Annotated in this window: 8 protein-coding genes, 1 tRNA gene and 1 pseudogene; 8 read left to right on the top strand and 2 right to left on the bottom strand. The window is 65.9% G+C overall.

Features of this window, described 5'->3' with window-relative positions; all coding sequences use genetic code 11:
• The coding region (locus tag ACLQI9_RS09245) for a glycine--tRNA ligase (protein WP_442391535.1) at window positions 1–1,239 on the top strand (1,239 nt) is incomplete at its 5' end.
• A gap of 222 nt (window positions 1,240–1,461) precedes the next feature.
• Here ACLQI9_RS09245 and ACLQI9_RS09240 read toward each other — a convergent pair.
• Complete coding sequence (locus tag ACLQI9_RS09240; RefSeq protein ID WP_442383749.1) at window positions 1,462–3,447, bottom strand: TPM domain-containing protein; 1,986 nt, start codon at window positions 3,445–3,447, stop codon at window positions 1,462–1,464.
• 59 nt (window positions 3,448–3,506) lie between these two features.
• Here ACLQI9_RS09240 and ACLQI9_RS09235 point away from each other — a divergent pair, with 59 nt between their 5' ends.
• From ACLQI9_RS09235 to dnaG, 3 genes are all read left to right on the top strand, one after another.
• Window positions 3,507–4,760 carry a deoxyguanosinetriphosphate triphosphohydrolase gene (locus ACLQI9_RS09235; protein ID WP_442383747.1) on the top strand — a complete coding sequence of 418 codons (1,254 nt, stop codon included), beginning with the start codon at window positions 3,507–3,509 and terminating at the stop codon, window positions 4,758–4,760.
• Between the two features lie 103 nt (window positions 4,761–4,863).
• Entirely contained in the window at window positions 4,864–5,430 is a 567-nt protein-coding gene (locus tag ACLQI9_RS09230; RefSeq protein WP_442383745.1) for a superoxide dismutase family protein, read from the top strand.
• 55 nt (window positions 5,431–5,485) lie between these two features.
• Window positions 5,486–7,396 (top strand): DNA primase, encoded by a 1,911-nt coding sequence (gene dnaG / locus ACLQI9_RS09225; protein ID WP_442383743.1) that lies wholly within the window; start codon window positions 5,486–5,488, stop codon window positions 7,394–7,396.
• An 11-nt stretch (window positions 7,397–7,407) separates the two neighbouring features.
• On the opposite strand, the gene ACLQI9_RS09220 is transcribed toward dnaG, so the two are convergent.
• The gene (locus ACLQI9_RS09220) at window positions 7,408–7,656 is read right to left on the bottom strand and encodes a hypothetical protein (RefSeq protein ID WP_442383741.1); all 249 of its coding nucleotides are present in this window, start codon (window positions 7,654–7,656) and stop codon (window positions 7,408–7,410) included.
• Between the two features lie 155 nt (window positions 7,657–7,811).
• Between ACLQI9_RS09220 and ACLQI9_RS09215 the strand changes: the two genes are divergently transcribed.
• The 4 genes and pseudogenes from ACLQI9_RS09215 (at window position 7,812) to ACLQI9_RS09200 (ending at window position 12,141) form a co-directional block, all read left to right on the top strand.
• A tRNA-Asn gene (locus tag ACLQI9_RS09215) sits at window positions 7,812–7,884 on the top strand.
• Between the two features lie 136 nt (window positions 7,885–8,020).
• Window positions 8,021–8,173, top strand: coding sequence for a hypothetical protein (locus ACLQI9_RS09210; protein ID WP_442383739.1), 153 nt, complete (start codon window positions 8,021–8,023; stop codon window positions 8,171–8,173).
• Between the two features lie 65 nt (window positions 8,174–8,238).
• Window positions 8,239–11,414, top strand: a pseudogene (locus ACLQI9_RS09205) (AAA family ATPase).
• A 202-nt stretch (window positions 11,415–11,616) separates the two neighbouring features.
• Window positions 11,617–12,141: a recombinase family protein gene (locus ACLQI9_RS09200; protein ID WP_442383737.1), complete on the top strand. Its 525-nt coding sequence runs from the start codon at window positions 11,617–11,619 to the stop codon at window positions 12,139–12,141.
• The last annotated feature ends 214 nt before the right edge of the window (window positions 12,142–12,355 follow it).

The raw sequence follows: 12,355 nt of genomic DNA, 5'->3' as shown, positions 1-12,355 counted from the left end.
CAGTGGTGGCGCGCGGTGGTCACCGGCCGCGACGACGTCGTCGGCCTGGACTCGTCGATCATCTTGCCGCGTGAGGTATGGGTCGCCTCCGGGCACGTCGAGGTCTTTCACGATCCGTTGGTGGAGTCGCTGATCACGCACAAGCGTTACCGCGCCGATCACCTCATCGAGGCCTACGAAGCCAAGCACGGCCATCCGCCGCCCAACGGTCTTGCCGACATCCGCGATCCGGAAACCGGTGAGCCCGGCCGGTGGACCGAGCCACGCGAGTTCAACATGATGCTCAAGACCTATCTCGGTCCGATCGAGACCGAGGAGGGCCTGCACTATCTGCGACCGGAAACCGCGCAGGGGATTTTCGTCAACTTCGCCAACGTGGTGACGACCGCACGCCGCAGGCCGCCATTCGGCATCGGCCAGATCGGCAAGAGCTTCCGCAACGAGATCACGCCGGGCAACTTCATCTTCCGCACCCGCGAGTTCGAGCAGATGGAGATGGAGTTCTTCGTCGAGCCCGCGACCGCCCCGGAGTGGCACCAGTATTGGATCGACACCAGGCTGCAGTGGTACGTCGACCTCGGCATCGATCCGGAGAATCTGCGGCTCTACGAGCATCCCAAGGACAAGTTGTCGCATTACTCCGACCGCACGGTCGACATCGAGTACAAGTTCGGCTTCGCCGGCAATCCGTGGGGCGAACTGGAGGGTGTGGCAAACCGGACCGACTTCGACTTATCCACGCACGCAAAGCATTCCGGCGTCGACCTATCCTTCTACGACCAGGTCAGCGATACCCGGTATGTGCCCTACGTGATCGAACCGGCGGCTGGGCTGACGCGGTCGTTCATGGCCTTTTTGATCGACGCCTACCACGAGGACGAAGCGCCCAACGCCAAGGGTGGGATGGACAGGCGCACGGTTTTGCGGCTGGATCCCCGGCTGGCGCCGGTCAAAGCCGCCGTGCTGCCGCTGTCCCGGCACACCGATCTCAGCCCCAAGGCCCGCGATCTGGCCGCCGAGTTGCGCAAATACTGGAACGTCGAATTCGACGACGCCGGCGCGATCGGGCGACGTTACCGGCGCCAGGACGAGATCGGCACTCCATATTGCGTGACGCTGGATTTCGACTCGCTCGAGGACCACGCAGTGACCATCCGCGAGCGTGACGCCATGACTCAAGATCGGGTGGGGATCGACGCAGTGGCCGATTATCTGGGATCGCGGCTCCGGGCCTGCTAACCGCTAAGCCTGCTCCTGCGCCGGTGCGGCAGTCCTGCGAACGGGATTGTTGCGGAAGCAAGCGTGAGAAATAATTTTCGTCATCGTTATCGACTATTGCTCACGTGGCCAATACTATCTAGCCAGGCGGACGATCTGACCGACCCGCTGGACATGGCGCGGCAGCACACTAGGGCGTGGTGGGCTGCCGCGCCTTTCCCTTGCTCGTGCACTTTTGCAGCGTCAGAACCGCCCGCCGCCGCCCATGAAGCCGCCGTCGGAGCCGGACGAACCGCCGAACGATGTCGGGCCCCAGCCGCCGCCGAAACCTCCTCCGCCGAAACCTCCGCCACCGAGCATGTCGCCGATGATGATCCCGCCCATCATCGCGCCCATGTTGTTCCCCCCGTAGCGTCCGGTGTAGGCGAGCTGGGCGGATCGGACATCGTCGTCGGCCAGAGACTGAGCCTGAGCGGCCAGTGTCGCTGCGGTATTGGCGCGTGTAATCGCTTCGCTTATGTCGGTCGAGCGTTTATCAAGGGCGGCTTGCAGCTGCCGGCTCGCCTCGGCGAGACGGGTCCGCGCCTCGGGCCCGATGCTGCCGCGGCGGGTGTCGATATATTCGGACACCCCGTGGACCCGCGATTGCGCCGTGAACAAAGCTTGTTCGAAAGTACGGTTGAGGTGCTCGGCGGTTGCCTGCTCTTCGGCGACGGTGGCAAGTAGCCCATTCAAGTCGGCGTCGGCCTTGGTCAATTGGGCGAACGCGCCGAGCGGATCGGCCGAACCGCTTGCACGGGCAGCGTCGAGGGCTTTATTCGCTGCACCCCGGGCGGCGGCCAGTTCGCGAATGTGCGCCGCATTGTTTTGCTGCGCGCTCTGCAACTGCGTGTCGGCGTGCTCGATGCCGGCCTGGACGTTGGAGATCAGCGACGGCAGGGTGGCGACAGCGTGGCGAATGTCGTTGGCGGCGCTGTCCACCGCGTCGAGCAACGCACGGGCTTGCCCGAGCGCCGACTCAGCAGCCTGCACGGCGTCGACCAGGCCGCTTTGCTCGCCGCTGACCGGCTTAGCCGCCAGCTCACGCGCGTGGCTAAGGTTTTTGTCGGCGAAGGCCAGACGGTCTTTGGCGGCGACGACGTTGGTGGCCACCGAAGTCAGCGCATCAGGATCGAATTCGTTGTGCAGCTCCGTCATCCGCTGTTCGGCGGGGGCGATGCGCGCCGTGAGCTCGACCATCTGCTGAGTCAGGCCGTCGAGGCGTGATGGTGCGTTGACCACCAGGTCACGCATTTTTTCGAAGGCCTCCCGCTGCGACTCCAGCTCACGATCAGCCTTCGCCGCGGAGACGATCACCTGCGTCAACAGCTCACGCCGCTGCGCCCGTGTCTCGGGAATCGAGTCGTCCAGCTGTTGGCGTACGGTGAACGCCTGTGCCAGAGCGGCTTTGGCGTTGTTCACGGCACCGGTGAACGGCTCGGTTCGCTGGTCGCCGAACTCCTCGGTGGTCAGCGCCAGCTCGTTGGCGCTGGTGCGAACTGCGTTATCGACGTCGACGACCTTCCATCGCGAGAGGTCATCGAGCGCACCCAGCGACAGCGCCGCCAGTGCATCCGGGTCGGTGGCGTCGACCCGGCGCGCGGCAGCCCGTTCGGCCGCGCGACGCCGACGGCGCCGGTAACCCTCGGCCACAAGCAAACCCACCACGATGATCGCGATCACGCCAACCGCGATCAGCAGCGCGTTCCGGTTGGTTGACGCCTGCCCGCGGTCGAGTCCACTGGCCGCCGCGATCGCAGCACCGCTCCAGTCGCCGCGGCGGAGCGCAGGTTCGATCTGGTTTCGCCTCAGGTCGTCGACCTGGCTTGGGCTGAGGGCCTGCACCCTAGTGGGCACCAGGAACGCGTAGGAACGGTCGACGGTGGCGACGGCGAGCAGCGCATCGAAGTCGCCTAAGTCGCTCTCGGACCGGGTGTTCTTCGCCCAGCTCACGGCTGGTTGCCCGGAAAAGTTGTCGACGAAAACCACCCACAGCTGGATGTGGCGGTCGTCGTAGAGCTTGCTGGCGGCGGCCTGGACCGCGATGCGACCCGAGCCGCTTAACGCCCCGGCCTCGTCGGTGATGGAGTCGGACAGCCGTAAGGGCGGCTGCGCAGCGGCGGACGGTGCCACCAGTAGTGCGGTGATCAGAGTGGCCATCAATACGGCGAACGAGCGGACTGTGCTCATGCCCCACAATCTAATCCGCTCCGCGGCGCTAGCGGGAGGGACTGGCAGACTGTTCGTCGATGATTCAGGAAGACCTCTACGTCGATTTCGACCGCCAGCGGGTGGTTCCCGAAGCGCCGAAGACCGCGGGGTTGCCGGGCACTGAGGGCCAGCACCGCAGCGACTTCGCCCGGGATCGTGCCAGGGTGCTGCACAGTGCCGCGCTGCGCCGCCTTGCAGACAAGACTCAGGTGGTCGGGCCGAGAGAAAGCGATACCCCGCGCACCCGACTGACCCATTCGCTCGAGGTCGCGCAGATCGGGCGGGGGATGGCGATCGGGTTGGGCTGCGATCCCGACCTTGTTGACATGGCCGGTTTGGCCCACGACATCGGGCATCCGCCGTATGGGCACAACGGCGAGCAGGCGCTGGATGAGTTCGCGGCGGCTCATGGCGGGTTTGAGGGCAATGCGCAGAACTTTCGGATCCTGACCAGCTTGGAGCCCAAAGTCCTTGATCAGCAAGGACATAGCGTCGGACTGAACCTGACCCGGGCAGGTTTGGATGCCGTCACCAAATATCCCTGGACGCGGGGGCGGGATCGACGCAAGTTCGGCTTTTACGGCTTCGACGCCGACGCCGCCGCCTGGGTGCGCGAGCGTGCGCCTGCGGATCGGGCCTGCCTGGAGGCCCAGGTGATGGACTGGGCCGACGATGTCGCCTATTCGGTGCACGACGTTGAAGACGGTGTCGTTGCCGGCCGGATCGACTTACGGGTGCTTGCCGACGATGACGAAGCCGCCGCGCTGGCCAAGCTGGGGGAACGCGACTTCGCCCGGGTGCGCGCCGACGACCTGGTCGCGGCCGCGCATCGGCTTTCCGGGCTACCGGTGGTTGCCGCCGTCGGCAAGTACGACGCCACGCTCGCGGCCTCGGTCGCGCTCAAGCGGCTGACCAGCGAGCTGGTGGGCCGGTTCGCCTCGGCGGCGATCGCGGCCACTCGGGCGACCGCAGGCCCTGGACGGCTCGCCCGCTATCAAACCGACTTGCAGGTTCCGGAGGTGGTGCGCGCCGAGGTTGCGCTGCTCAAGACCCTGGCTCTGCAGTTCATCATGTCCGATCCGCGTCATCAGGAACGTCAGCGCTCGCAACGGGAACGAATCCATCGGGTGGCGCATTGGCTGCTGGCCGGAGCGCCCCGAACCCTCGACCCGGTGTTCGTGCCCGGGTTCAACACCGCCGCCGACGACGCTGAGCGGCTGCGGGTCATTGTCGACCAGATCGCTTCGTTCACCGAGGGCCGGCTGGAACGCATCGAGACCACTCAGGCCTGAGCCGTTGACGATGGTTGCCGCGCGGTGGACCGGACTAGATTCGCCGGTCGGGCTCCTCCTCGGGCCTTACGGCCCGCATCGTCACCCGACTACGCTCCGGGCTATGTCCAAGCCCACCATTGTTGTTGTTGTCGCTACGTTGTCCTCAGCTGTCGTCGCGTTCAGCGGCTGCAGCTCCCATCAGTCGTCCAGCACCGCACCGGCCTCGACGAGCGCTTCAACGGGTGCCCAAACACTCAGCGCTGAACTGCACACCGCTGACGGTAGGTCGGTGGCCACTGCCACCTTCGACTTCGCCAACGGCTATGCCACTGTCACGGTGAAGACGACCGCGAACGGCATCCTGACGCCGGGACTCCACGGCCTGCACATCCACGAGATGGGCAAATGCGAGCCGAACTCGCCTGATCCGATGGGTGGTGCGCCCGGCGACTTCATGTCGGCCGGCATGCATTACCAGGCGCCGGGGCACACCGGGGAACCCCCCAGCGGTGACCTGTCGACGCTGGAGGTCCGCAACGATGGCGCCGCCTACCTGGTGACCACCACCGACGCGTTTACCAGGGACGACCTGTTGGCGGGCAACAAGACAGCCCTCATGTTGCACGGCGGGGAGTACGGTCCAGACGCCGAGAAGCGCATCGCGTGCGGCGTTATCGGCACCGGTTAGCGCCGATACAGTTCATCTTCGGAGCGTCGTCGCGGGGCGGCTCTACACTGAGCCGATGGCAGGCCGTATCTCCGATCGCGATATCGCCGCCATCCGCGAACGAGTCCGCATCGACGAGGTCGTCGGCGACTACGTCCAGTTGCGTCGCGCGGGCGCGGATTCCCTGAAGGGCCTCTGCCCCTTTCACGACGAGAAGTCGCCGTCGTTTCACGTGCGGCCCAACCACGGTCACTTCCATTGCTTCGGCTGTGGTGAGGGCGGTGACGTGTACGCGTTCGTCCAGAAGATCGAACACGTCAGCTTCGTCGAGGCCGTCGAGGTGCTGGCCGACCGGATCGGATACACGATCAGCTACACCGGCGCTGCCACCAGTGTGCAGCGTGACAGGGGCAGTCGCAGCCGGCTCATCGCCGCCAATGCCGAGGCGCAGGCGTTCTATGCGGCGGCGCTGGAGTCCCCGGAGGCACAACCGGCGCGCAAGTACCTGACCGAGCGCAATTTCGACGGCGACGCGGCCCGTCACTTCGGCTGCGGATTCGCGCCGTCAGGATGGGATTCGCTGACAAAGCATCTGCTGCGCAAGGGTTTTGAGTTCAAGGAGCTCGAGACCGCAGGACTGTCGCGGGAAGGTCGCCGCAGCCCGATCGACCGGTTTCACCGCAGATTGTTGTGGCCGATCCGGTCATCGGCCGGAGAGGTGATCGGGTTCGGGGCGCGGCGGCTCTTCGACGACGATCCGATGGAAGCCAAGTACGTCAACACGCCGGAGACGTTGCTGTACAAGAAGTCGTCGGTGCTGTTCGGTATCGACCTGGCCAAGCGCGACATCGCCAAGGGGCATCAGGCCGTCGTCGTCGAGGGCTACACCGACGTGATGGCGATGCACTTGGCCGGGGTGACGACGGCGGTCGCCTCCTGCGGCACCGCGTTCGGTGACGAGCACCTGGCGATGCTGCGCCGATTAATGATGGACGACAACTTCTTTCGCGGTGAACTCATCTACGTGTTCGACGGCGACGAGGCGGGCCGGGCAGCGGCGCTCAAGGCGTTCGGCGGCGAGCAGCATCTGGCGGGCCAGTCCTTCGTCGCGGTCGCCGCCGACGGTATGGACCCCTGTGATCTGCGGCTGGCGTCCGGCGACGGCGCGCTGCGGGATCTGGTGGCGCGGCGAACTCCATTGTTCGAGTTCGCGATTCGTGCTGCGCTGAGCGAGGTGGACTTGGACAGCGCCGAGGGCAGGGTGGCCGCACTGCGCCGATGCGTACCGATGGTCGCCCAGATCAAAGATCCGACGCTGCGTGACGAGTACGGGCGCCAGCTGGCGGGCTGGGTCGGCTGGTCGGATGTGGCGCAGGTGGTCGGCCGGGTGCGTGAGGAGGCGAAGAACCCCACCAGCCAGAGCCGTGCCAAGCCCCGTCGTGCCGCCGCAGCCCAGGCCGACGCCGGCGCGCCGGAATTCACCGCCCTTCGTCCCGACCCCCGCGACCCCACGCTGTGGCCGCAGCGCGAGGCGCTCAAGTCAGCGTTGCAATACCCTGCGCTGGCCGGGCCGGTGTTCGACGCGCTGACCGTGGAAAGCTTCACACACCCCGGCTACGCCGCGGTGTGCACGGCGGTCGAGGCGGCCGGTGGTACCGGGACTGGCATCGGCGGGGCGGAGTGGCTCGATGCGGTGCGCCAAAAAGCCCCGTCGCCGGCTGCGGCCGCGCTGATCAGCGAGCTTGGCGTCGAGAGCATGCGGGTCGACGACGACGACAAGCTGCCGCGTTACATCTCCGGGGTGCTGGCTCGCCTGCAGGAGGTGTGGGTCGGTCGGCAGATCGCGGAGGTCAAGTCGAAACTGCAGCGCATGTCTCCGGTGGAGCAGGGTGACGAGTACCACGCCCTGTTTGGCGACCTGGTCGCGCTGGAGGCCTATCGCGGCAGCCTGCTGCAGCAGGTTAGCGGCGACGGCCTCACCGCTTGAGCAGCTTGCGGTCAGGGCGCCCTGCGCGGTCTTTGCGGCTCGACAACAGCGGTCTCGTCGTCGATCTCGGTCAACGTCACCATTCGCGTATCAGGCGAGACCCGATTCGCGATCTTGCGTCGTCCTCCCTCGATCACCGATTTGGCGGCGGGACTGCTGGTCAGGGCGCGGTAGGTGCCGACGATCTGTTCGTAGCGACGCCGCCCGGCCTTCGCGCCCAACACGTAGCCGAGTCCCAGGACGACGACATACCGGATCAAAGCGGTCCCTCCAGACGTTGGTGCGATGGGTCCATCCTGCCCCATGCTCGCGGGCAGGCGCCCCTCGGCGGGCGATCAGTCTGCTTGGGCGTCAGCACGCAAGTACGCTAGAGTCGTCCAGCGATCCGCGCCAGCGTGCACGCGGACACCAGCAGTCCCCTGTAGCTCAATTGGCAGAGCGTTCGGCTGTTAACCGATAGGTTCCTGGTTCGAGTCCAGGCGGGGGAGCAGATGTTTGAGCAGGTCAGGCCATGTAGCTAGATCTGCAAAGGAAGCTCTGTGCCTTATCTGTGGCCTTTCGGACGTGCCGACCTGCCTTGCTTCTCCTCTCATCCACCACACCAATGAGTAGGAGGCAGAGCAAATGAACACCAACCGCAACATCGTTCTCTCCGCCGCGGCTGTGGCGGCCATGGTGGTCGCGGCGGCCGGTACGGCCGGCGCCGACCCGACACCACCACCAACACCCGGATACCAGATACCTGGACGAATAAGTACCCGTGCCGACGCGATATGACCTACGTTGTCTCACCAGCGGTGACACGATAGTGACGTGGAACGAAAGTGGGCTGGCCGCGTGAGATGACGGCGGCAGCCGTGGTGTGCGGGTCGTGCGGTACTGAGCTGCCGCCGAACTCGAAGTTCTGTAACGAGTGCGGTGCGCCAGTTGCGACCGCCACGACACCGGCCGAGTACAAACAGGTGACGGTGCTATTCGCCGATGTAGTGCATTCGATGGACATCGCCGCGGCGGTCGGTGCGGAGCGGCTACGGGAAATCATGACCGAGTTGGTCGACCGCGCGACCGCTGTCGTGCGGCGCTATGGCGGCACCGTGGACAAGTTCACCGGCGACGGCGTCATGGCGTCTTCGGAGCGCCGACCGCACTGGAGGATCAGGCTTTTCGCGCCTGCTTGGCCGCGTTGGACATCCAGGCACAGACGGCCAAACTGGCCAAGGAGGTCGAGGCGCGCGACGGCATCGCCTTGCAGCTGCGTGTGGGTCTCAATTCCGGTCAGGTCATTGCCGGTGAGATCGGTTCGGGTGGTGCGGGTTACACCGCCGTTGGTGAGCAGGTGGGGATGGCTCAGCGGATGGAATCGGTGGCCGCGCCGGGCGGGGTGATGCTCAGCGAGTCGACGGCGCGGTTGGTAGAGGACGCGGCGGTGCTCGGTGATTCCGAGCTTGTCCAGATCAAGGGCAGCGATCAACCGGTCTGCGCGCGGCGGTTGTTGGGCGTGTCGGAACAGCATGGCGCTGTGGCGCGTGCGGAGTCGAATCTGGTCGGTCGGCGCTGGGAGCTGTCGGCCGTTGAAAGTTTGTTGGACAGGGCAATTGACGGCTACGGCGCGGTGGTGGGCGTAGTGGGGACACCTGGCATCGGTAAGAGCCGTCTGGTGCGCGAGGTGGCGGCGCTGGCGGGTCGCCGCGGTGTCGACATATTCACCGCCTTCTGCGAGTCACACACCAACCAGGTCCCCTTCCATGCCGTGGCACGGCTGCTGCGCGCGGGCACCGGCGTCGAGGGGCTTGACGGGCAGACCGCTCGCGATCGAGTGCGCGCCCGCGTTCCCGACGCAGACCCCGAGGACTTGCTGCTTTTCCATGACCTGTTGGGCATCGTCGATCCCGAGGTGGAGCTGCCGAAGATCGATCCGGATGCGCGGCGGCGACGGTTGACGGCGCTGGTCAATGCCATGTCGCTGGCCCGCACCGAAACGGCGGTCTTTGTGATCGAGGACGCGCACTGGATTGACGAGGTCAGTGAGTCGATGCTGGCCGGGTTCCTCACGGTGATCCCGCAGACGCCCTCGCTGGTGCTGGTCACCTACCGCCCCGAATATAGGGGCGCGCTGACCCGAGTGACAGCTGCCCACACCGTTGCCCTTGCGCCTCTGAGTGATTCCGAAACCGCGGCACTGGTCTCGGGGCTGCTCGGTCCGGACCCCTCGGTTGGCGTACTGGGCGAGAAGATCGCCGAGCGGGCCGCCGGTAATCCGTTTTTCGCCGAGGAGATCGTGCGGGAACTGGCCGAGCGTGGTGTGCTGCGCGGCGAGCCGGGCGCATACATGTCGGCGGCAGAGGTTGGCGAGGTGAGCGTGCCGGTCACGCTGCAGGCGACCATCGCCGCGCGCATCGACCGGCTTGACCCGAAAGCCAAGCGCACCTTGAGCGCGGCGGCGGTGATTGGCTCGCGGTTCAGCCGGGACCTGTTGGAAACGCTGGGCATTGATCCTGTCCTGGACGATCTGGTTGGCGGCGAGTTGATCGATCAGATCAGGTTCACCGGACAACCCGAGTTTGTGTTTCACCATCCGCTGGTTCGCACGGTGGCCTATGAGTCACAGCTCAAGTCGGATCGTGCCGAGCTGCATCGGAGCGTGGCGGCCGCGATCGAATCACGTGACCCGGCGGCGGCTGAGGAAAATGCCGCCTTGATCGCCGAACATCTGGAGGCCGCCGGTGATGGGCACGCCGCCTATGGCTGGCACATGCGCGCGGCCACGTGGGCGACCAACCGCGACATCGCCGCGGCGGATCTGAGTTGGGAGCGTGCCATACGGATCGCCGACGCCCTGCCCGCCGATGACCCCAACCGGGCAGCCATGCGGATTGCCCCGCGCACCATGTTGTGCGGGACCGCCTGGCGAGTCCATGAGCATGTGGCCGGCGACCGGTTTGATGAATTGCGTGAGTTGTGCACCGCCGGCGGGGACAAGGCGTCCCTGGCCATCGGGATGGCGGGGCTGGTGGTGGATCACGCGTATCAGGACCGGGTGCGCGAGGCGTCGCAGCTGGCCTCCGAGGCCATGGCCCTCCTCGACTCGGTCGGCGATCCGACCCTGACGGTGGGGCTGTCCTTCGCGGCCATCTACGCCAAGCTTGGAAGCGCCGAGTTCAATGACGTGCTGCGCTGGTCACAGCGGGTCATCGACCTAGCCGACGGTGACCCCTCAAAAGGCAACTTCCTCATCGGGTCTCCATTAGCGGTCGCCCTTACGACGCGGGGTATGGCCCGTTATTGCCTGGGTCGTCCCGGATGGCGCGACGACTTGCGGCAAGGCCTGGCCATGGCCCGCAGCGCCGACCCCCTGACCTACGCCGCGGTCGCCGGCTACGGCTACTTCCCAGGGATATCCTCTGGCGTTTTGAGTCCTGACGATTCCGCGGTGTGCGAGATCCAGGATGCGTTACGGATCGCGGAACGATCCAGTGATGACCTCGCGTTGGCCTGGGCTCGGCTGGCGCTGGGTGTTGCGCTGGTGCACCGCCACACGGCTGCGGAGCGTGACCGCGGGCAGACGCTGCTGGCCGAGGTCAGCGACGAATTCCTGCGCCGGGGATACGCCATGGCCGAGTTACCGATCGTTAACGTGTACCTGGCGCGTGAGCGGGCTCGGTCTGGAGATCGCGACGATGCCATACCGCTCATGCGCGCCGCCGTCGACCATCTGTTCCGCGAGGGACGGCTGCTGGGGTGGGGCGTTCCTGCGACCGGTGTTCTGGTGGAGACACTGCTCGACCGCGGCGCCGAGAGCGACGTGACCGAAGCCGAGGCCGCGATCGAGCGGTTAGCGGCGGCGCCAGCCGATGAGGGTTTGGTGATGCGCGACATCTGGCTGCTGCGGCTGCGGGCTCTCCTGGCGCGGGCTCACTGCGACGATGCCCGCTATCGCGAATACCGGGACCGCTACCGCGACATGGCCAGAACGCTTGGCTTCGAAGGACATATCGCCTGGGCTGAGGCGATGCCGTGATGGATCGTTCAGTCCTCCTCTCGCTCGTTTACCAAAGTCCATGCGGTCTCAGAACTAAAGATCCGGCACCGGCGGCGGCCTGGATCACTCACACTAAATCGAGCAGGTCGCAGAGTCCGATTTCCTAGTGTCACAGGCGAGTCCGAGTTCCTATCGATCTGACACCGGATGAATTGTCGGACCGCAGTGGTTCCATATGAGCATGAGCACCGCCGCATACCTTCGGGTCTCCACCGGGCAGCAATCCGTGGACCAGCAGCACGACGCCATCGCCACTGCAGACATCACACCGGATCGGTTCTTCACCGACACCGCATCCGGACGCGCCGGTAGCAACCGACCGGCCTGGACGGAATGCGTGGGCTGGCTCCGCGAAGGCGATCACCTCGTGGTCGTCGCCGTAGACCGGCTGGGACGATCCGTTCGCGAGGTCGCCACCGCTTTGCACGAGTTGACCTCTCGTGGTGTCGACGTTCGGTCGCTGCGTGAGGGGGTGGACACCAGTACTCCTACGGGGCGTGCCGTCACCAGCATCATGGCCACCATCGCTGAGTTGGAGCTGGAGCTGGGCAGGGAGCGCCGGGCGGCATCCCGCGAGGCCCGGACTGCAGCCGCCGATCGAGGCCCCATCCGCCCAACGCGCACAGACACCGGCAGCCAACGGAGAGACCACGCCCGACGCAAGCGCCAAACGGCCTGCTGTTTAACAGCAGAGCAAAAGTCCTAGGGCCATCCTAGGGCCAGGAGCCAAGTGATGGAGGGGCAGCAACCATGTCACGCGAGTGTCACAGCTCGATCCAAAGTCGCGCCAGCGTGTCGCCTGCCAGGGTGATGGGACCGCTGGTTTGCCATGAGTATGGGACCGGGTCGTTCCGGTTGTTGGCCGTGTGCTGATGTTCGCTGATGGTGTGGTTCCCGGTCAATCCGACGGAGTCGGAGGG

Source organism: Mycobacterium sp. (assembly GCF_052143115.1).
Classification (GTDB): domain Bacteria; phylum Actinomycetota; class Actinomycetes; order Mycobacteriales; family Mycobacteriaceae; genus Mycobacterium.
Note: the sequence above shows the minus strand (reverse complement) of the source record. Positions and strands in the feature narration are given on the sequence as shown.